Here is a 21,732-nt window from a genome sequence, read left to right on the forward strand (position 1 = left end):
CGCGGACCGTTAGAAATACTTGCCGCGCAGGTCCTGAATGTTGGCCATCTGCTGTACGGCCTGCAGGGCGTACTGCTGCGTCATGCCCTCCAGCATGGCCTGTGCACGCACCTTCTCGCCCTCGGCGGTCTGCTTGTCGGCGGTCTGGATGTCATCCACCTGGAAGACATAGACGCCCGACAACCCCTTCACGGGACCCGAAACGACACCCTGCTCGGTCGTCGAGGCGATTGCGCCGACCAGACGCGGCTCGACACCCGGGCCGTTGATATAGAAGGATGCGGCGGTCACGCCCTCGAAATCGGCCACCTCGGAACCGAGGCTTGCGGCCTTCTCGTCGAGCGTCGAACCCGAAAGGTTCTTGACGATGTATTCATACTTCTTGTCGCGCACGACCTGCGAACGCACCTGCGTCATCACCTTGTTCAGCGATGCGTAGTCGTCATCGTCGATGCCGGTCAGGATGGCGATCACATAGTCGTTGCCGACAGTGAAAATCTCCGAAACGTCGCCCACTTCGGCGCCGTAAGCCCAGCGGGCCACCTCACGCGAATCCTCCAGACCGCGGATCGTCCGCTCGCCCCGCGTCAGCGTAGCCACGCGCGGCGTGATGGCCGCAGCGGAAGCCGCCTCGGCAAAAGCCTCCGACGAACCCTTGGCATTCACCGAGAAGCTGCCGGCCTGGTTGTGCACACTGCGGCGCGTAGCCTCCGATGCACGTACCGGATAGGTAATCGAAGCCACCTGCACATGCTTCGAGGGTTTCGTTGTACGGTATACCTGCATGAGCTGAATGGCGTCACCCGAAGCGATCTTCACGATATCGCCCTGCTTGGCACCGGCCAGTGCGGAGGCGAACTCGCCCGTGAAGGCCGAGAAGGGCAGCACGCCCACTTCGCCGCCGTTGGCGGCCGTTGCATCGTAAACCGAGTACTGCGAAGCGGCCTGCGCAAAGTCACCGCCCTTGCGGAGCGCCGTCAGCAGGCTGTCCGCCAGCGCCTCTTCCGTATAGGGAAGCACAATGTGGCGGATACCCAGCGAATCGGGAACCGTCTTCGTGTCGAGCACGCGCGACATCGTCCACTCGTTGTTCTTCAGCACGGGGCCGTAGGCACGTCCGGCCATCAGCGCCGCCGACTCCTCGTCCGTAAGCTGGGCGGCCGAGACGTAGTTCTCGGCGATATGGCCGTTTCGGTTCGCACGCACGAAGGCACGCAGGTCCTCGGCCGCCACAAACCCTTCGCCGACCTCACGCGCCTGCTTCTCCAGAGCGAGCATGTCGTCGTCCGTGGGCGACACCTCGAAGACCACATACGACAGCGAACGCGACGGCGTCTGCCTGAACTGGTCCTTGTGGCTCCCGTAGTAGGCCTTCAGGTCGCTCTCCGACACGGAAACGAGCGAATCGGGCACCGAGGTGTACTTCTTGCCGGCCCACTTGCCCGCAAAGGTTTCGTTCGCCGACTTCACGCCGTTGGCCACCTCCAGCGAGTTGACATAGGCGCCGCCGCGCACCAGTCCGGCATACTTCTGCAGCAGGCGCTCCAGCCGGGCCTGCTCGTTGAGCTGCGCCCAGGCCTGCTGCGCCTCGCCCGTCGTGGCCTGCGCGAGGAACTCGCTGACGGCAGCCACGTCATACTGGCCCGTGCGGGGATCGGCAAAGGCGTTGTAGAAAGCCTGCGACATGTGCTCGCCGCTGATCATGGCCACGCGCTCGGGGTCCGTGACGCGAAGGCCTATCTTCTCGAAGCCGGGCTCCAGCACATGCTTGGCAATAAGCGACTGCCACGCGGCATTGGCCAGCATGGCCGACTGCTGCTCGTCGCTCTCCTGCGCACCGCTCTGCGCCTTGACCAGTTCGTACTGCTCGTAATACTCCGAATAGTTGATCTTGTCACCGTCGATGACACCGACCTTCGGATCGTTGCCCGAGAATCCCATCTCGGTCTTCAGAGAGAGGATGAATGCCAAGAGGGCCAGTGCGATGATAATCGACAGCACCACGCCGAACTTGGTTCGTAAAGTGTTTAAACTTGCCATATAAAAGTGAATTATTCGTATAGTTTCGAATTAGCAGTCAAAGGTAGTAAATTATTCGGAATAGACCTTATCTTGCGCACAAAAATTCTCACACCTTCCGGACGCGGGCCAGCTCGATGCGCGAGCGCGTCGTGCGGAGGATTTTCAGTTGCAGGTTTCCGATGCTGACCGTCTCGCCGGCCGTCGGAATGCCCTGGTAGTGGTAGATGATGAATCCGGCCAGCGTGTCGTACTCGCGGCTCTCCTCGATATCCAGTCCGTACTTCTCGTTCAGGTACTTCACCTCGAGGCGGCACGAAAGGACATATTCGTCCTCGCCCACCCGCTTCTCAGTCAGGTCGTCGACGTCGTGTTCGTCCTCGATTTCGCCGAAAATCTGCTCCAGCACGTCCTCGAGCGAGATGATGCCCGCCGTGCCGCCGAACTCGTCAATCACGACGGCGATGTTCGAACGGTGCTTGATGAAGTTCTCCAGCACGGCCTGCAGCGGCATGGTCTCCGCCACGTAGTTGACCTCCATCAGGACATCGGCTATCTGCTGCGGCCGGCGGAAGAGGCTCTTCGAGTTGACATACCCGATGATGTTGTCGATGTTGTTGCGCCAGACGAAGATGCGCGAGAACTTCGAATCCACGAAGCGCGCCGTGAGCTGTTCGATCGACGTGGAGTCGATGTCCACGGCTTCGACGTCGACACGCGGGACCATGCAGTCGCGCACGCGCAGGTCGGCGAAGTCCAGCGCATTCTGAAAGAGCTTCAGCTCGTTTTCGGTCTCCTGCCCCGCATCCGCATTCGACGTGTCGAGCAGCGCCGCAAGGTCATCGCGGCTGAAGTTCGGCGCGAGGTTACGCACCTCGACCCGGCGGCCGATCAGGCGCAGGATGCCGTGCGAGAGCAGCGTCGTGAAGCGCGCGACGGGATAGAGCAGCAGGTAGAAGAAGTAGATGACCGGCGCCAGCGTCCGGTAGTAGAAGTTGGGATCGCTGCGGAAGATCGACTTGGGCAGGAACTCCGCGACGAAGATGATGATGACGGTCGAAACCGCCGTATCGAGCGCCACGGAGCCGTCGCCGGCCAGGCTCTCCCACCCCAGCGCCTCGTAGACCGAACGCAACAGCAGCGACATCGAGAGCGAATAGACCACCAGCGCGATGTTGTTGCCCACGAGAATCGTCGTAAGGTACTGCCCAGGGTTGCGCGAGAAGGTCTCCGCAATGGAGTCGAACATGCGGCTCTGCTTGCGGTCGATCTCCAGCTTGAGGCGGTTCTTGCTCGTGAAGGCGATCTCCATGCCCGAAAAGAAGGCGGACAGGAGCAGCATCACGACAATCAGTATGATCGAAGTCAGCATGGTTATTCTTGAGATTGGGAGCTTTCGGTCTCCGCTTTGCGGGGTTCAGCCGCGGACTGCAAGGTCTGCATCGGCGTCATCGGCTCCATTTTCTGGGTTTTCTGCAGCTGCTGCATCTTCTGCACCTCGGAACGGGCATTTCCCGCCCGCACACCGGCCTCCTGCGGCACGGCGGCACGCCCGGCACGCATCCCGTCGGGACGAGTGTCGCTGACCGACGGTCTCACCGCCGCAGACGGCGGGACGGCACCGCGTTCTGCCCGGGCGTCGGTCTCGCGCGTACCACGCGCGGAGGGCGAATCGTGCGGAACGGACGGCACCGGATCGGCAGCTGCCGCACGGCGTCCGGAATCGGGCGGCACGGGACGCTCCCGGCGTGCCGACGCCGTCGAATCGGACGGTCCCGAGGGTTGGACATCGACCTCGAAGCGTCCCTTCGAACGGCGGAAGCGCCAGTCGGTGAGCTCCTCGTCCGACTCGAAACCCTCCCCGACGGCATCCCCGCGCCCGCCGCGCTGCACGATCTTCGAATCGACGTTCGAATAGATCCGCCGCGTCCGGGCGTTCCAGAAGAGCTGCTGCGTGTAGAGTCTCGTGCCGTCGGACTTTTCGACCACGACGTTGCCCTTGGCCTCCCAAAGCTCGAGCTTTTCGTAATAGATGGCGTAGTTGGCCGTCAGCACGGAATTGACCGTCGAGAGCGAATCATCCTTGAACGTAGTGATCTTCACTCCCTTCCGGAACTCGCGATAGGGCTCCCGGGCCTGCGTATAGCCCTCCAGCAGCGGCGTATCGAAGATGTAGGAACGACTGCCGTTCTGGGACATCACGACCGAGAGGTTCTCGCAGTACTCGGTCATCAGCGTCTCGTTCTGCGACGACGAGGTCCTGACGGCGGGATCCTCGCAGGAGAATAGCAAGATAGCACTCCCCGCAAGGGAGAGTGCTACCATAGCGTATCGGGCTACGAGTCTTTTCATGTCCGGATGCGGAAGTTGGAACTACCGCGGACGCACGACGGTCTGGATGCCGGCGGCCGTACCGCAGGTTACCGTATAGCGGCTTCCCTCCTGCAGCTCGTTGAAGAAGCACTCCTCCGAGGTCGGGAAACGGTTGCGGTAAGCGCTGAGCAGCTGCTTGGCCGAAGGCAGGTAGGTGTCGCTGTCGGGGTTGTTCGGGAGCAGCTCGACGGCCTTGGCCATGGCGTCGTAGGCAGCCCAGAAGGTTGCCTGTCCGGCAAAGCCCTCGCATGCGGCAGCCGAAGCGGCATAGCTCTGACCCAGCACGAGGTAGGGCACACCGTCCTCGGGATTCAGGTTGCGGGCCTCGCGTGCGGCGGCAGCGGCAGCCGTCGTGTTGTTGGCAACCATCTGGACAAGTGCGATGCGGACATAGAGTTTCTGACGCTGTGCGGGGTCCTGCTCGACGGCCAGCGCCTCGTTCAGATACTGGATCGCCTTGGCATAGTCGCCCTTGTTCTGGAAGGCCTGGGCAAGCGACAGTGCGGCGGCCGACGACGGGTTGACGGTATAGTACTTCTCGCTGATGGCCAAGTAGAAGTCGCTGTCGCAGTTGCCGCGCGACATCAGGGCCACGGCCTGGGCCAGCAGGGCCTCGTCCTCGGGTGCGGCCTCAAGTTTCGCCTTGAAGAGCTTTTCGAGGTTCTCGCAGCTGGCAGCGCCGCTCGTGCCGAAGAACGTATCGACCTGCTTGCGGTACTCCGAAGCCTCGGGATTCTTGTCGAAGATGGCGGCCAGGCGCTCGTACTCGGCAATCACCTCGTCGGGCATCACCTCGTCGGTGCTCTTGTAGTCATCGCAGAGGTTCGAGAAGTAGGCGACGAGCGTCTCGGGATCGGTGTTGTCACCGCCGGCAGCGATGGCCTCCTGGAAAGCCTTGCGGATGGCCGCACGGTCCGACGGCATGTAGTTGAGCACCTCGCGGGCCTTCTGGTCGAGGATGTAGGCGCGGCCGCGCTTCGGGTGGTCGCCGAAATACTGTACGCGCAGGTCGTACATGAGCAGCAGCGAGTCAACGTAAACCTTTCTCTCCTCGGCGCTCTTGGCCCGGTTGATCTTGTTCTTGTAGATGATGGCGCCACGCTGGTAGATGGACTCCTGCACGGCGGGGCAGTGGTCGATCAGCTCCTTGAGGTAGTGTGCGGCGGCGTTGTAGTCACGGTTGTCGCACGACTCCTTGAGGAAGTTGCTGTTGAGGATGTTGCGCTCCCTCTCTTCGGGAGTGTCGCCCCACTTTGCGAACTGCGGGGAGCTGAAGTCCTGAGCCATCGTTGCGGCTGCGAAGAGTGCGAAAGCCGCGGAAAGCAGAAATTTAACGTTTTTCATCGGTCAGATTAATTTTTGTTATGTTTTGTTGTAGCAGTCTGCATGCGGTTAATCGTACTTGGGGCGGGTGAACCAGTATTCGTTGTTCTCCGCAGCGCCGGCAAAGAGCGAGAAGCCCACAGCGAACTTGAAATACTGCTGGCGGACCAGCCCCAGCCGGTCGGCGATGTTGTATCCGCGCCGGCCGTACTCTACCCCCACGTCGATGGACGAGACGGCAAAGAACTTCACCGGAATGCCGATACCGGCCGTCACGGCATACTGGGCGAGCTTGTGCCCGTTGTACATCTGGTTGTAGTTGCCGTAGCGGAAGCCGGCGCGGTAGGACCAGCGCTTCAGCACGCGGCGCACGTCGTAGCGGTTGGGCGTGAACTCCACGCCGACCTTCACCGTACTCGTATTCGTATAACCCACCGTGAAGTAGGAGCCCTCCGCACCGCTCATGCCCGTGCGGACGACCGAGCTGTTGCGCCCGCCCCAGTTCTGGTAGACGTAATCCACGCCGACGGCCCACTTGGCCGTGCGGTAGAAGACGCCCGCGGCGAGCTGGTGCGGCAGCACGAGCGCCAGCTGCGTCGTATCGGAACGCACGGTCGTGTAGTTCAGGTCGGAGTTGTAGATCCGGCTCGTCACGTCGGGGCGCAGGTCGCCGCCGAAGTCGAACGCCGCACCGACGGTCAGCAGGCGTTTCTGGTTGAGGATCGGGCTCCACAGCACGCCCACCTGCCCCTTGATGCTCGAGATGCTGTAGTTGTCGGCACCGATCGTCGAGCCGTAGCTTCCGTCGCCCACGATCGACGTCGGCGTCATGACGTAGCTGCGGTCGATGCCGCCCCAGAAGTACTGTGCGGCCACGCCGACCGAGAAGTTCTTGAAGACCTCCCAGCCCAGACCGAGCTTGACCTCCGTCACGTCGCCCTCCCCCTGATAGGTGTACTGCACGGGGCCCACGTCGCCCATGATCGGGTCGTTGAAGTCCTGATAGAACTTCGTGCGGTAGCCCACCGAGCTGTAGGGCGTGAGGCTGAATCCCAGGCCGAGTTTCTTGGCCACGGGCATCTGAAAGGCGATGTCGTGGAAGTTGAACGTATTGTAGACCGAGCGTTTGGCGATGCCTTCGGCCGTCTGCGAATTGTAGTAGTTCTGGCCTTCGAGCCCGAAGCTGAACAGAAAGGTCTTCTGCGGAGTCACGCTGTACGAGGCGGGATTGAGCAGGTTGACGACGCCGGCATTGCGCACGGCCACGCCCACACCGCCCATCGAACGCATCGCGAGCGTCCCGGGCGTGTTCTGCTCCCCGATACCGTACATCGTATAGGGCGAGAACGCGTTGATGCTGCTTGTCTGTGCCGCGACCGTCACGGGAACAAGGGCCGCAGCCACGACAAGAAGTCTAATCAGGGTATTCTTCACTTGCATTGTACTCCAAAATTCTGTCCAGTCCGCAAAAGACCAGATTACAATTTGCAAATATCGTATTTTTAATTCTTTTCACAAAGTATTTCGCGTCTCCACCCGTAAAAATTACGCACAAATCGTCTATTTGCGCCCTCATCCGGCGGATATAGCCCTCGATTTCGAACGCCACGGAGTTCATCACGCCCCGTGAGACCGCCTCCTCGGTCGTAAGCCCCTGCAGGGATTCGTCGTCCGTCGGGCCGCAGAGCGGCAGCGACGCCGTATAGTCGTGCAGGGCCCGGAAACGGGTCCGCACGCCGGGCGAGATGCAGCCGCCGCGGTAGGTGGCGTCGGCCGTCACCAGATCGACGGTCACGGCCGTGCCGAAATCGACGATCAGCACGTTGCGCCCCGGGTAGAGGACCGTGGCCCCCACGGCCGCGGCCAAGCGGTCGCGTCCGAGCGTCGCGGGCGTGCGGTAGGCATTGCGGATCGGCACGGGCGTCTGCGGCGTGAAGTGCAGCAGGCTCCCGACACGCTGACGCAACATGGCGGCCGCATCGGCCGCATCGCCGCGCGTGGAGGAGAGGATCGCACGCCGGACCGGGAACTCCGCAACCAGGGCATCGACCGCCGCGGGCAGCAGCCGCTCGGCACTCCGTTCGGCCACCGGGCGCCCCGCATCGAAAACAGCCAGTTTGACCAGCGTATTGCCTATGTCGACGATCAGATTCAAATCAGAGTTCCTTGAGTGTTTTCCAAGCCTGTTCGACGTCTTTGATATTCCTAACGGTCATGGCGAGCCGATTATTGTGCTGTTTGAGCACAAATCTGTCGGGATGCTGCGTAACATGCCGCAGCATCGTCATGAAGACGTCGCTTTTATAAAAAGGAGAGTTATCCTCGCCGACGAAGTGGACGATCATCAGCCCGTTCTTGACCTTGACGCGCTCCATGCCCAGGCGGATGGCCTCCCAGCGCAGGCGCACGACGTTGAGCAGTTCTTTCGCGGCGCGCGGCAGCGGGCCGAAGCGGTCCGCAAGGCGGCTTTCGAAGGCTTCGAGGGTCTGTTCGTCCTTCGTCGAGTCGAGTTCGCGGTAGAGCTTCAGGCGCTCGGCCTGCTGCGCGACATAGCTGTCCGGGAGCGAGGCCTCGACCTCGAGTTCGATGTGCGAATCGTCGATGAAGTTCATCTGTCCGACGACCTGCTGCGCCCCCTCGTCGAGCCCGGCGACCTCCAGCCCCTCGGCGCGCAGCTCGGCGATCGCCTCGTTCATGATCTTCTGGTAGGTCTCGAAGCCGATGTCGGCGATGAAGCCGCTCTGCTCGGCGCCCAGCAGGTTGCCCGCGCCGCGGATGTCGAGGTCCTGCATGGCGATATTGAAGCCCGACCCGAGGTCCGAGAACTCCTCGATGGCACGCAGGCGCCGCCGCGCATCGGGCGAGAGCAGCTCGTCGGGCGGCGAGAGCAGGTAGCAGTAGCCCTTCTGGTTCGAGCGCCCGACGCGGCCGCGCAGCTGGTGCAGGTCGCTCAGGCCGAAATTCTGGGCGTTGTCGACGATAATCGTATTGGCGTTCGGGATGTCGATGCCGTTCTCGACGATTGTCGTCGAGAGCAGCACGTCGAACTCCCCGTAGATGAAGTCCATGATGAGTTTCTCGAGCTGCTCGGCGGGCATCTTGCCGTGCCCCACCCCCACGCGGGCCTTCGGGCAGAGGCGCGTAATCATCCCCTGGAGCGTCGGCAGGTCCTCGACGCGGTTGTGGATGAAGTAGACCTGCCCGCCGCGCGCCAGCTCCGCCTCGATGGCGTCGCGCACGATCTCCTCCGAGAAGACGTGCGACTCGGTGAGAATCGGCTGCCGGTTGGGCGGGGGCGTCGAGATGACCGAGAGGTCGCGCGAGCCCATGAGCGAGAATTGCAGCGTCCGCGGGATGGGCGTCGCCGTGAGCGTCAGCGTATCGACCGAGACGCTCATCTCGGTGAGCTTCTCCTTGGCCGCGACGCCGAACTTCTGCTCCTCGTCGATGATGAGCAGCCCCAGGTCGCGGAAGCGTATCTGCTTGCCCAGCATCTTGTGCGTGCCGATGAGGATGTCGATGCGCCCGGCGGCCAGCTCCTCGCGGATCTGCGCCACCTCGCGGGCCGTCTTCGTGCGGTTGAGGTACTCGACCCGCACGGGGAAGTCGCGCAGCCGCTCGGTGAAGGAGCGGTAGTGCTGCAACGCGAGAATCGTCGTCGGCACAAGCACGGCGACCTGCTTGCCGTCGACCGCCGCCTTGAAGGCCGCACGGATTGCCACCTCGGTCTTGCCGAAGCCCACGTCGCCGCAGACGAGCCGGTCCATCGGCTGGTCGGACTCCATGTCGCGCTTCACGGCCTGCGTCGCGGCCTGTTGGTCGGGCGTATCCTCCCAGCGGAACGACGCCTCGAGCTCGTGCTGGAGGTAGCTGTCCGGCGAGAAGGCGTAGCCCTTCGAGGCCTTGCGCTTGGCGTAGAGGGCGATGAGCTGGCGCGAGATGTCCTTGACGGCCTTCTTCGTGGCGTTCTTGAGCTTCTGCCAGGCCCCGGTGCCGAGCTTGTAGACCTTCGGCGGCTCGCCGTCGCCCGACTTGTAGCGCGAGATGCGGTGCAGCGAGTGGACGTTGACGAAGAGCACGTCGCCGTCCTTGTAGACGAGTTTGATCGCCTCGTGCGTCTTGCCGTTCTCGTTGATCTTCACCAGCCCGTCGAAGCGGCCGACCCCGTGGTCGATGTGCACGACGTAGTCGCCCGGGCGCAGCTGGTTGAGCTCCGCGACGGTCATCTGCTCGTCGCGCCGGATTTCGCCGTTGATGCGGTAGCGCTGGTAGCGGTCGAAGATCTGGTGGTCGGTATAGAGACAAATTTTCAGGTCGTTGTCGACGAATCCCTCGTGCAGCGTGACGGAGAGCGGACGGATCACGGCCTGCCCGCGTCCGATCTGGTGGAAAATGTTTTCGAGACGCTCCGTCTGCGCCTTGTTCTCCGAGAGGATGCGTGTCTCGTAGCCGCGCAGCGAGTTGCGGATCATGTCGTCGGCCAGCATCTCGAAGTTCTTGTTGAACCTGGGCTGGGGCGCCGTCGAGAAGCGCACCTTCGTGTCGGCGGGCCGCTCCGCAAGGTTGTCGCGCAGCAGGAAGAGCCGGCAGGGGGCCATGTCGGCGAGCAGGCCGTTGCGCGAGGTCATCAGCCCGTCGATCGTCTCGGGCTGCTCCATGTCCTGCAACGTGCGGCGCCGCAGGTCGTTCACGCGCCGCAGCACGTAGTCGGCGTCGTAGAACCAGCAGGCGAGCTCCGCCCCGGCGAACTGCACGAGCGAGACCCGCGCGGCGGCGGCCTGCGCGCCGTTCAGGTCGGGGATGATCTCCACGCCCTCGAGCCGATCGGCCGAGAGCTGGCTCGAGATGTTGAAGCGGCGGATCGAGTCGACCTCGTCGCCGAAGAAGTCCAGACGGTAGGGTTTGCTTTCCGAATAGGAGAAGACGTCGACGATGCCGCCGCGCACGGAGTACTGGCCGGGCTCGTAGACGAAGTCGACGCGCGTGAAGCCCGCATCGACGAGCGACCCTTCGAGCACCTCGATCGAGATGCGGTCGCCCACGCGCACCGGGATCGTCCCCCGGCGCATGGCCTCGGCGTCGGCAACCCGTTCGGCCAGCGCCTCGGGGTAGGTGCAGACGATGAGGTAGTCGCCCTTCGCGCCGCCGAACGCCCGCACGGCGCGCATCGTCGCCGTGCGCTGCACGACCCCCTGCGCATCCTCGGCGCCGTAGGCCGCCGAGCGCTTGTAGGCCGAAGGGAAGAAGCAGACGCGCGTCTCGTCGAGCAGGTTGTAGAAGTCGTTGAGCAGGTAGGCCGCGGCGTCGCGGTCCTCGGCGACGAAGAGGTGGATGCCGCCCACACGGGCCACGGCCGCGGCGGCATAGAACGAAAGGGCCCCGCCGACCAACTCTTCGAGATGGACGGTCGCCGTGTGTTTCCCGTATGCGCGGCACAGCTGCCCGAGGGGTTTCGACCCGGCGGCATACTGCGCCAGCTGTTCGCGTGCAGTCATTGTCTGCTATCGGATAAGTCCGCGTCGCCGCCGATGAGCAGCGCCGCACCGCGCGGAAGGCCGCCGGAGTCGCACACGCTCCGCGCGCTGCGCACTCTCCGCTTCCACCTCCTCCCGGCGTGCGACGCCCGCACCTGCGGCCGCGGCGTCACTTCTGGATCAGGTCGTTGTCCTTGCGGTCGTGGTAGTGCACCTCGACGATGCCGATGCTCTGGTCCTCGGCGATGCGGATGCGCACCTTGTATTTCCACTCCCAGCGGCGGCGCAGCGACCACAGCCCCTTCTTGAGGTACGAGGCCACGTAGGGGCTGACCACCAGCTTGATGTATTTGTGTCCGCGGTCCTGCGTGAGGAACGATATCTGGTTCTCAATCTTCTTGTCGAGCAGCACCGTGGGTTCGATCTTGCCCGTGCCGTTGCACGTGGGGCAGACGTCCGAGACGCTCTCCACGGCCACGGGGCGCACGCGCTGGCGCGTGATCTGCATCAGGCCGAACTTCGTGAGCGGCAGCACCGTGTGCTTGGCCTTGTCGGTGGCCATCAGGCGGACCATCTCGTCGTAGAGCGCCTGCTTGTTCTGCGCCTTGTGCAGGTCGATGAAGTCGATGATGACGATGCCGCCCAGGTCGCGCAGGCGCAACTGCCGCGCGATCTCCTTCGCCGCGGCGAGGTTCACATCCATGGCCGTCTGCTCCTGGTTGTCCTCGGCCTTCGTGCGGTTGCCCGAGTTGACGTCGATGACGTTCATGGCCTCCGTATGCTCGATGATGAGGTAGGCGCCGCGCTTGAGCGAGACGTATTTGGCGAACAACGACTTGATCTGCTTCGAGATGTCGAAGTTATCGAAGATCGGCACGTTGCCCTTGTAGAGCTTGACGATCTTCTCCTTCTCGGGTTCGATCTCCCGGATGTAGTTGCGTATCTCGTTGAACATCGCCTCGTCGTCGACGGCGATCTGCGAGAACGACCCGTTGAGCGAGTCGCGGATGATCGTGTTCGCACGGTTCATCTCGCTCATGAGCTGTGCGGGCACCGCGGCGACGTTTTTCTTGATTGCCGCGCAGGTCTTGCGCCAGCGGTCGATCTGTGTCTGGATGTCGTGTTCGATGTCCTCGTCCTTGGCCTCCATGGCCGCCGTGCGGATGATGACGCCGAAGTTCTTGGGCAGCACGGCCGCCGCAATGCGCTTCAGGCGCTTCTTCTCGTCCGCCGAGCGGATTTTCTGCGAGAGAAAGACCTTCGACGAGAAGGGTACAAGCACCACGTTGCGGCCGGCCAGCGAGATGTCGGCCGTCAGGCGGGGCCCCTTGGTCGAGATGGCCTCCTTGGCCACCTGCACCATGATCTGCTGCCCGACCTGGAGGTAGTCCCCGATCTTGCCGTTCTTCTCGACGGGCTGCTCGAGCTTCATGCTCTCGACGCGCAGGCCCCGTTTGCCGGGCTGCTGCGAGGCGACGAGCTTCTGCAGCGACGGGAACTGCGTTCCCAGATCGAGGTAGTGGATAAAGGCATCCTTTTCGTGCCCTATGTTGACGAATGCCGCGTTCAGACCCGGCATGATCTTGCGCACCTTCCCGAGGTAGATGTCCCCCACGGCGAATCCCGTCTGGCAGCGCTCCTTGTTGAGCTCGACGAGCACCTTGTCCTCGCACAGCGCGATGGATATCTCGGTCGGGTTGACGTTTACGATTAGTTCTCTGTTCATTGTATATTGCGTGTCGCACGCCGCACGGGCGCTGCGATCCTACGAAAAAAGGTTTGGGGCCGCATGTTGGGATGGAGTGGCGGCGAACTCCAATGTTTGGATGAAACGTGCCTGCGCGGGAGGCTCCGGGCACGGCGGCGGGAGGGGCGGGCGGCACCCGGCGGCTCCCGGAATCGAAAATCTTTAATAAATAGGTAAAGCTAAAAGAGCTCCGAGCCCCTTTAGCTTTACCTGTCGTTCAGCACGAAAGTGCCACCCTACTTTTTCTTGTGACGGTTCTTGCGAAGACGTTTCTTACGCTTGTGGGTAGCCATCTTGTGACGCTTATGCTTCTTTCCGTTTGGCATAATCCTTAAAATTTTAGAGGTTCTTGACTTATTTTACTTCACCTTCGCAGCAAAGCTCTTCGCGGGCTTGAAAGCGGGGATGTTGTGTTCGGGAATCGTGATGGTCGTATTCTTCGAGATGTTGCGGGCCACCTTCTTGGCGCGCTTCTTCACGATGAAGCTGCCGAAGCCGCGGAGATACACGTTGTTGTTATTGGTCAGCGACGTCTTGATGCTCTCCATGAAAGCCTCGACGATGGCCTGAACCTGCACCTTCTCGACGCCGGTGCTTTTAGCGATTTCGCTTACGATATCTGCCTTTGTCATGTCTTTATTGTATTAAAAATTAAACTCATCCACCCACTTGGGACTGCAAATATACGTTTTATTTGAATTTCCGCCAACAAACCGCAATTTTTTTTCGCGTTTTTTGGCCGGGGCCCTACGGCACAGTCACACAATGCGATAACAAATATCGGGCAAAAGCCGACCGAAAAACGCCGGATTCGCACCGCGGCGGACAGGGCCGTCCGCCGCGGCCTGCCGGTGCGGCACGCCATTGCGCTGTGGGGCAACGCCTTGCGCATTCCGCCGCAAGATATTCGCCCCGCAATCCAATAAACAGCCCGGTTTTTGCGTTTGACAATAAAAACACTATTTTTGCAAACGCTAAATCCGACAGTATGGTCAAGATACTCTGGGTCGACGACGAAGTCGAACTGCTGAAGCCCCACGTGCTGTTCCTCACGCAGAAGGGTTACGAAGTCGATACCTGCAACAACGGGTACGACGCCATCGACATGGTCTCCGGCGAGGCCTACGACCTGATTATCCTCGACGAGATGATGCCCGGCATGACGGGGCTCGAGACGCTCCCCAAGATCAAGGAGATACGTCCCACGACCCCGGTCATCATGGTCACCAAGAGCGAGGAGGAGAACATCATGAACAAGGCCATCGGTTCGAAGATCGCCGACTACCTCATCAAGCCCGTGAACCCCAACCAGGTGCTGCTCTCGATCAAGAAGAACGTCCATTCGCAGCAGCTCGTCACCGAGCAGACGACGGCCGACTACCGTTCGGAGTTCGGGCGCATCTCGGCGTCGCTGCAGATGGCCGAGACGTTCCAGGACTGGTGCTCGCTCTACCGCCGCCTGACGGCCTGGGAGATCGAGCTCGAGGACTCCACGGACCAGAGCATCAAGGAGGTGCTCGCCTACCAGAAGACCGAGGCCAACCAGGAGTTCTGCAAGTTCGTGCGCCGCAACTACTACCACTGGATCAACCGCCGTGCGGACGACACGCCCGTCATGTCGCACACGCTCATGCGGTCGAAGATCTTTCCCGTGGCGGACGAGAACCGCAAGACCACGCTGCTGCTCATCGACAACTTCCGCTACGACCAGTGGCGGTCGATCTCGTCGCTGCTGCGCGGCTACTACGACGTCGTGCAGGACGACTTCTACTGCGCCATCCTGCCCACGGCCACGCAGTACGCCCGCAACGCCATCTTCGCGGGGCTGATGCCGCTGTCGATCGACCGGCTGATGCCGGGCAAGTGGCTCAACGACAACGAGGAGGGCGGCAAGAACCAGTACGAGGAGGAGTTCCTGCGGCGGCTGTTGACCCAGAGCGGCCGGCAGTGGAAGTTCTCCTTCGACAAGCTCGTGCGCCCGGAGCAGGGCCGCAGGCTCGTGGACAACATCCAGAAGGTCTACGACGCCGACTTCTCGGTCATCGTCTACAACTTTCTGGACATCCTCTCGCACGCCCGCACCGAGACCGACATCATCCGCGAGCTGACCGAGGACGAGGCGGCCTTCCGCTCGCTCACGCGCTCGTGGTTCGAGCATTCGGACCTCTACACGATCCTCAAGCTGCTCTCCGAGCGCGGCCACACGGTGGTCATCACCTCGGACCACGGCACGATCCGCGTGGACAACCCCGTGAAGGTCACCGGCGACCGCGAGACCTCGTCGAACCTGCGCTACAAGACGGGCCGCAACCTCGCCTACAACTCGCGCGAGGTCTACGAGGTGCTCAAGCCCGAGGACATCCAGCTGCCGTCGAGCAACCTCACGTCGAGCTACATCTTCGCCTACAATTCGGACTTTCTGGTCTACAACAACGACGCCAACCGCCACATCCGCTACTACCGCAACACGTTCCAGCACGGCGGCATCTCGATGGAGGAGATGATCGTGCCGTACATCGTGCTCAAACCCAAACAGTGACAACCGAAAACACAAACCTATGAAAACCATCCATATCACCGATCAGGACGAACTGCCGCAGGTGGCCGAGGCCGTGATCGCGGCGCTGGGGCGCCGCACGGTCGTCGCCTTCCGCGGGGAGATGGGCGCGGGCAAGACCACGCTCATCCGTGAAATCGCCGCACAGCTCGGCGCCACGGACACCGTGACGAGCCCGACATTCGCCATCGTCAACCAGTACAAGGGTTCGGGCAACCGCCGCATCCACCATTTCGACTTCTACCGCATCGACGACCTGCGCGAGGCCTACGACTTCGGCTACGAGGAGTATTTCTACTCGGGCGACCTCTGCCTGGTGGAGTGGCCCGAGAAGATCGAGCCGCTGCTGCCCGAGGAGACGATGAACGTGCGCATCACGGTCGACAGCGAGACGGCCCGCACCTTCGAGATTGACTGACGCGCCGACGCCGGTAAACGGACGGGAGAGTTTCCGTATCGGAGGCTCTCCCGTCGGTTTGCATCCGGCATTGCGCCGGCCTGCGCCCTCTTCACGAAAGCGGAAGGCAACCCGCGGCGCTTCCCTTTCCGAAAACGGCATTTTCATTTGCCGCGGCACGCGACATTTCGTATCTTTGCCGCCGGGTTCCGGAGGTTCCTCCCTGCGGCCGGCCGGCGTGCGGACTTCGGACGACGGGCGTTTCTGGGCAGCACCCGAGCCCCTCACCATAGAATAAACAACTTACCTCACACCAATATGCAGGAATACATCTCCAAACAGCATCAGATTCTCCGCCCCGCGGAGCAGATTTACGCCGTCATCAGCCGCTTCGACAACCTGACGCCCGCCCTGGCGGACCGCGTCGAGGAGTGGCAGGCCACCGAGGACCGCTGCTCGTTCAAGGCCAAGGGCTTCACCGTGAAGCTCCGCATGGAGGAGCGCATCGCCCCCAAGCACGTGAAGATCGTGGGCGACGAAGGGGGCGTCCCGATGGATTTCGCCTTCTGGATCCAGCTGCACAAGGTCTCCGACACGGACACGCGCCTGCGGCTGGTGCTGCACATCGAACTGAACATGATGATGCGGATGATGATCGGCTCGAAACTGCAGGGGGCCGTCGACCAGATCGCCGAGGGCATCGCCCGGGCGATGAATGCCGCCCCGCAGTACTGATCCGCCACGCTTTCAGCCGGTCACTCCCCGACCGGAACACAAAAAAAGTGACCCGCCGCAATGACGGGTCGCTTCTTTTTTGCGGAATACGCGGCACTACGGTCCGGTGAGGGGCCGAATGCCGCCCGGGGCGCTACTCCCGCATGGCGCGGGCGACGCAGCGGATCGTCGGGAAGGCTTCGCGCACGTGCTCCGCAGCCTCGTCGGGCGTGCACCACACGACCTGCTCGATCCCCTCCTCGGTCTGGGGCCGCAGCGACGACGTCGCCTCCGTGCGCAGCTCGAACCAGTGGGTGCGCTTCAGTTCCCAGCGCGCCGTCTTCGGGAACCAGTAGGCATGCAGCGTCGCGCACAGCGGCCGCACGACGTGCGCCGCAACGCCCGTCTCCTCGGCAATCTCGCGCTCGGCGCACGTCTCAAGGCTCTCGCCCGGCTCGACATGTCCTTTGGGCAGGTCCCAGCGTCCGTTGCGGTGGATCATCAGCCAGGCGCCCCGCGCATCGACCACCACGCCGCCGGCCGCCTCCACGGCCGTGAACTCCGCGGCAAAGGCCGCAAAGGCCGCGTCGGGATCGTCCGAGACCACGGCGACGGTGTTGTTCGTTTCGAGAATTTTCCCTATCTTCGTCCGGCCGACGGGGCCGTCGGAGGCCGGGTCGACGACACGGTCGGTCCCGGCAGGTGCAGTCCGCGTGAAGATCACGGACTTGTCGGCAAAATAGACGGTATGCTCCATACCCGGAAAAATTTTGGAACAAAATTACGAATAAATGGGAAAACCTCAACGAAAATGAAAAAAATCCTCCTGATGATGGCTATTGCAGCTGTGGGACTCGGAGCCTGCGACGAGCGGCCCAAGCCCCTTACGATCGACAACGCCCTGACGTCCGAGGAGATCGCCGCCGGGCGCCTGACACCCGAAGTGATGTGGAAAATGGGCCGTGCGGGCTCGTCGTCGCTCTCGGCAGACGGCAGCCGCCTGCTCTACACCGTGACGCACTACAACATGGCCGAGAACCGCGGCGTGACGGCCGTCTACGTGCAGGAGCTGGCCTCGGGCGCCGTGCACCAGCTCACCGACTTCGCGTCGAACAACTCGTCGCCCGCCTGGTCGGCAGACGGCAGCCGCATCTACTTCCTCTCGGACCGCAGCGGCTCGTCGCAGGTCTGGGTGATGGATGCCGACGGCGGCAACGCCACGCTCGTGACGGGCAAGGGCGGCAGCGAGGGCATCCCCGACGTCGAGGGCTTCGGCGTGAGCCCCGACGGCAAGCACATCTGGTGGGTGCAGGGCGTGCAGCCGGCCGGTGTCGCCATCCGCTCGTCGGACGTCTACAAGGACATGGACAAGTCGAAGGCCCGCATCTACGATGACCTGATGGTCCGCCACTGGGACTACTGGGACGAGGGGACCTACCGCCACATCTTCGTCGGAGAACTGGGCAAGGGGCTCGTCACCTCGGGCCGCGACATCATGCCCGATGCGGCATGGGACGCCCCGCTGGCCCCCTACTTCGACATGGCCGAGATCGCCTGGAACCACGCCGGCACGCAGCTGGCCTACACCTGCAAGCCGCTGACCGGCACGGCCTATGCCGTATCGACCGACTCGGACATCTTCATCTACGACCTGGCCACGGGCCGGACGCAGAACATCTGCAAGCCGGCAAACCGACCGGCGGGTGAGACGGCCGCCGCCGGCGACATGCCCGGCTACGACAAGTATCCCGTCTGGTCGCCCGACGACTCGAAAATCGCCTTCCGCTCGATGCGCCGCGCGGGCAACGAGTCGGACAAGGAGCGGCTGTTCGTCTACGACTGCCGCACGGGCCGCATGGAGGACCTGACGGCCGAGTTCGACTACAACGCCATGAACGTCGTCTGGGAGGGCAACGACCGCCTGTGGTTCATCGCCCCGATCGAGGCCACGCACCAGATATGCCGCGTGCAGGTGCCCTCGGCGACGGCCGAGCACCCGGCGGCCGAAGTCGAGGTCCTCACCTCGGGCGACCACGACATCAACGCCTTCACGATGGGCGGCGGACGCATCGTCGCCGAGATGACCAAAATCTCGATGGCCACGGAGTTCTTCGACGTGAACCCCGAAGACGGCCGTCTGACGCAGATTTCGGCCATCAACAAGCCCATCTACGACCACATCCGCATGGGTGAGGTGCAGAAGCGCTGGGTCAGGACCACCGACGGCAAGCAGATGCTCACGTGGGTCGTGCTGCCGCCCGATTTCGATCCCGCGAAGAAGTACCCCGTGCTGCTCTACTGCCAGGGCGGCCCGCAGAGCGTCGTCTCGCAGTTCTGGAGCTACCGCTGGAACCTCGAGCTGATCGCCTCGGGCGGCTACGTCGTCGTGGCGCCCAACCGCCGCGGCCTGCCCTCGTTCGGGCAGGAGTGGCTCGACCAGATTTCGGGCGACTACTCGGGCCAGAACATCCGCGACTACCTCTCGGCCATCGACGACGTGGCGGCCGAACCGTGGGCCGACCGCGACCGCATGGGGTGCGTGGGTGCCTCCTACGGCGGCTATTCGGTCTACTTCCTGGCCGGCTGCCACGACAAGCGCTTCAAGGCCTTCATCGCCCACTGCGGCATCTTCGACTTCGACTCGATGTACGGCGAAACGGAAGAGCTGTGGTTCGTCAACAACGACTACGGAGGCCCCTATTGGGACAAGACGAACGCCACGGCCCAGCGCTCCTACGCCAACTCGCCGCACCGCTTCGTCGACCGGTGGGACACGCCGATCCTGATCGTCACCGGCGAGAAGGACTACCGCATTCCCTACACGCAGTCGCTCGAGGCCTTCACGGCAGCGCGCGTGCGCGGCATCCCGGCGCGTCTGGTCTCGTTCCAGGACGAGGCCCATCAGGTCTTCCGCCCGCAGAACTCGCTCGTCTGGAACCGCGAGTTCTTCGGCTGGCTCGACAAGTACGTCAAGCAGTAGCCGCCCTGCACTCCGGCCATCCCGCGGCCGTCCGGAACCGATCCGGACGGCCGCGGTCGTTTCCACCCTCCCCGACCGGCATGCCGCACACCCCGCAAAGGGTCCTACACGCGTGTCTACGAGGCATGTCCGAACCGTCGGAAAACACGCCGCCGGGGCCGCGACACCGCCGTTTTCGTGATAAAAAACACGGTGTTCGTTGAATTTATTTTCCCGAAACGGCCGGTATACCTATTTTTGCAGACATTCGGACAACAGCATTCAACCCTATTCCCGATATATGAAACTCTGGACAACTCTGTTCGCACTGCCCCTGCTGGCCGCCTCGTGCTCCGAAAACCCGGAGCCCGCGCCGCAACCGGAGGCAGGCACCATCCGTGTGACCGTGGGTTCCGGTCCCCGGATCGACATCTCCGCCGACACGCGCACCGCACTCGGCGACGACGGCGTGACGGTCCGCTGGACCGACGGAGACGAAATCGCCCTGTGGGGCCTCGACGCCGGAGGCGGCGAGCGCTTCTCCGCCGCACCCTTCGCGCTGTGGCACTACAACGCCTCGTTCGGCGAAGCCCGCTTCCGCGGCGACATTCCGCAGCTCGAAGCCGGGGAGTACACCTACCTGGCCGTCTCGCCCCGCCCCACAGCGGTCGAGGGAACGCGCGCCACGTATGAGATTCCGGCCGAGCAGTCCGGCGCCTTCGACGGCGCGTGCGACGTCATGGTCGCCGCGCCCGTCACGGCCGCAGCCCTCACCGAGGGCGACAACAGCGACGCCGTGCGCTTCGACTTCGCGCACAAGATGCACGTGCTGAAGATCCGCCTCGCCGAGAACCGGCTTTCCGAGCCCGTCACACGGCTCGAGATCGCCTTTCCGCAGCCCGTCACGGGCCGTCTGACGGTCGACGCCGCGGATGCGGAGGCCGCACCCGAGCTGACCGGCGGCAGCAACGTGCTGACGCTGCGCTTCCCCGAACCTTTAGAGGTCACGCCCGAAAACGAACCGGTCGTCTACGCCGTGATTGCCCCGGTCGACATCCCGGCCGAGGAGCAGATCACCCTGACGGCCTTCGGCACGGGCGAGCAGTCGAAGCCCGCGACGCTGGACGGCAAGTTCTTCGCCGAGGGCCACACGACGCCCCTTGCGCTGCACATTCCCGAAAAGGCGAAGGTCAACACGACGCTGCGTCTGCACCTGGCCGACACGGGCGAGGAGACGCTCGGCGAGCGCATCGACGCATTCACCCTCACGACCGACATCGAAGGGGTGCTCTTCGACAACGGCACGCAGAGCCGCACCTTCGCCGTCACGGGCGCGGGCGACTACGACCTGATCTTCGAGGAGTTCCCCGAGGCGCTGCAGGGACAAAACATCACCGTGGCCTACGAATCCGAGAACGCCGTGCTCTACCGCACCGTCGCGCTGCCCGCCACCCTGAACAAGGGCCAGGTCAACGAGGTGGCCACACCGCTCTCGGTGCCCTACCTGCTCGAGGAGACCTTCGACAACGTGCCGGGCTTCGACTACAACGCCGGCAACAGCACGTCGACAACCTCCAGCGGCAGCAACACCGCCAAGCAGCTCTCCGAATACGGCATGGCCGAGGGGTGGAGCGGCGCCCGCTGCGGCGTCGAGGCCGGCAAGGCGATGCGCATCTGCTGCCGCAACGAATACGCCGGATCGCTGTTCGTCTACGTCCACGGCACCTACCACGGCCGCGTCGACTCGCCGGCCCTGACGGGCATCCGCGACGGCAAGAGCCCGAACATCCGCATCACGTTCAACTACTCCTTCAACCGCGAGTGCAACACCGGCGGCACGAACCAGCCCTACCTGGCCTTCAGCATCACCGACGACGCGAACCTCAACACGGTCGGCACGTCGAGCCCCGGCAGCGAGTACTATACGTGGAACATCCCCGGTGCGCTGCTCACCGATCTGACGGGCGAGCTCTCGGGATCGTTCGACAACATTCCGCTCGGCGGCGAGAGCGCCCCGGTGCGCATCGAGGGGGCGGTCAACACGCAGCGCCTGGTCTGGGAGGTCTACATGAAGGACAAGGAGACGGGCAGCGGCTTCACCCGCAACACGATGAGCAACAACTGGGTCTACATCGACAACATCCGCGTCTCCATCGACAAATAAACGAG

Annotated in this window: 15 protein-coding genes; 5 read left to right on the forward strand and 10 right to left on the reverse strand. The window is 63.0% G+C overall.

Features of this window, described 5'->3' with window-relative positions; translation table 11 throughout:
• Window positions 1–9: 9 nt before the first annotated feature.
• From Q1Y33_RS05855 to Q1Y33_RS05895, 9 genes are all read right to left on the reverse strand, one after another.
• Window positions 10–2,040, reverse strand: a complete 2,031-nt coding sequence (locus tag Q1Y33_RS05855) for a peptidylprolyl isomerase (RefSeq protein ID WP_300798806.1) — start codon at window positions 2,038–2,040, stop codon at window positions 10–12.
• 88 nt (window positions 2,041–2,128) lie between these two features.
• Window positions 2,129–3,391: a hemolysin family protein gene (locus tag Q1Y33_RS05860; protein ID WP_300798807.1), complete on the reverse strand. Its 1,263-nt coding sequence runs from the start codon at window positions 3,389–3,391 to the stop codon at window positions 2,129–2,131.
• Window positions 3,392–3,393: 2 nt separating this feature from the next.
• Window positions 3,394–4,371: an LPS export ABC transporter periplasmic protein LptC gene (gene lptC, locus Q1Y33_RS05865; protein ID WP_300798808.1), complete on the reverse strand. Its 978-nt coding sequence runs from the start codon at window positions 4,369–4,371 to the stop codon at window positions 3,394–3,396.
• Window positions 4,372–4,392: 21 nt separating this feature from the next.
• On the reverse strand, window positions 4,393–5,736 hold the full coding sequence (locus tag Q1Y33_RS05870) for an enzyme of heme biosynthesis (RefSeq protein ID WP_300798809.1): 1,344 nt from the start codon (window positions 5,734–5,736) through the stop codon (window positions 4,393–4,395).
• 48 nt (window positions 5,737–5,784) lie between these two features.
• Window positions 5,785–7,155, reverse strand: a complete 1,371-nt coding sequence (locus tag Q1Y33_RS05875; RefSeq protein ID WP_300798810.1) for a hypothetical protein — start codon at window positions 7,153–7,155, stop codon at window positions 5,785–5,787.
• Window positions 7,130–7,870: a type III pantothenate kinase gene (locus Q1Y33_RS05880; RefSeq protein ID WP_300798811.1), complete on the reverse strand. Its 741-nt coding sequence runs from the start codon at window positions 7,868–7,870 to the stop codon at window positions 7,130–7,132. Before Q1Y33_RS05880 ends, Q1Y33_RS05875 begins: the two co-directional genes overlap by 26 nt.
• A 1-nt stretch (window position 7,871) precedes the next feature.
• Window positions 7,872–11,210 (reverse strand): transcription-repair coupling factor, encoded by a 3,339-nt coding sequence (gene mfd, locus Q1Y33_RS05885; protein WP_300798812.1) that lies wholly within the window; start codon window positions 11,208–11,210, stop codon window positions 7,872–7,874.
• A 148-nt stretch (window positions 11,211–11,358) separates the two neighbouring features.
• On the reverse strand, window positions 11,359–12,915 hold the full coding sequence (locus Q1Y33_RS05890) for an Rne/Rng family ribonuclease (protein WP_300798813.1): 1,557 nt from the start codon (window positions 12,913–12,915) through the stop codon (window positions 11,359–11,361).
• Between the two features lie 380 nt (window positions 12,916–13,295).
• A complete protein-coding gene (locus Q1Y33_RS05895; RefSeq protein ID WP_295907704.1) occupies window positions 13,296–13,568 on the reverse strand; it encodes an HU family DNA-binding protein in 273 nt (90 codons plus the stop codon).
• Window positions 13,569–13,924: 356 nt separating this feature from the next.
• Between Q1Y33_RS05895 and Q1Y33_RS05900 the strand changes: the two genes are divergently transcribed.
• The 3 genes from Q1Y33_RS05900 to Q1Y33_RS05910 all read left to right on the forward strand — a co-directional run bounded on the left by Q1Y33_RS05900 (window position 13,925) and on the right by Q1Y33_RS05910 (window position 16,625).
• Entirely contained in the window at window positions 13,925–15,475 is a 1,551-nt protein-coding gene (locus tag Q1Y33_RS05900) for a response regulator (protein ID WP_300798814.1), read from the forward strand.
• 19 nt (window positions 15,476–15,494) lie between these two features.
• Window positions 15,495–15,911 (forward strand): tRNA (adenosine(37)-N6)-threonylcarbamoyltransferase complex ATPase subunit type 1 TsaE, encoded by a 417-nt coding sequence (tsaE, locus tag Q1Y33_RS05905; protein ID WP_300798815.1) that lies wholly within the window; start codon window positions 15,495–15,497, stop codon window positions 15,909–15,911.
• 297 nt (window positions 15,912–16,208) lie between these two features.
• Window positions 16,209–16,625 (forward strand): SRPBCC domain-containing protein, encoded by a 417-nt coding sequence (locus Q1Y33_RS05910; protein WP_300798816.1) that lies wholly within the window; start codon window positions 16,209–16,211, stop codon window positions 16,623–16,625.
• Window positions 16,626–16,758: 133 nt separating this feature from the next.
• On the opposite strand, the gene Q1Y33_RS05915 is transcribed toward Q1Y33_RS05910, so the two are convergent.
• On the reverse strand, window positions 16,759–17,361 hold the full coding sequence (locus Q1Y33_RS05915) for an NUDIX hydrolase (protein WP_300798817.1): 603 nt from the start codon (window positions 17,359–17,361) through the stop codon (window positions 16,759–16,761).
• A 54-nt stretch (window positions 17,362–17,415) separates the two neighbouring features.
• Between Q1Y33_RS05915 and Q1Y33_RS05920 the strand changes: the two genes are divergently transcribed.
• Together Q1Y33_RS05920 and Q1Y33_RS05925 are read left to right on the forward strand one after the other, a co-directional pair.
• Window positions 17,416–19,584, forward strand: a complete 2,169-nt coding sequence (locus Q1Y33_RS05920) for a S9 family peptidase (RefSeq protein ID WP_300798818.1) — start codon at window positions 17,416–17,418, stop codon at window positions 19,582–19,584.
• Between the two features lie 280 nt (window positions 19,585–19,864).
• Window positions 19,865–21,727, forward strand: a complete 1,863-nt coding sequence (locus tag Q1Y33_RS05925) for a fimbrillin family protein (RefSeq protein ID WP_300798819.1) — start codon at window positions 19,865–19,867, stop codon at window positions 21,725–21,727.
• Window positions 21,728–21,732: the final 5 nt, after the last annotated feature.

Source organism: uncultured Alistipes sp., from assembly GCF_949296715.1.
Classification (GTDB): Bacteria; Bacteroidota; Bacteroidia; order Bacteroidales; family Rikenellaceae; genus Alistipes.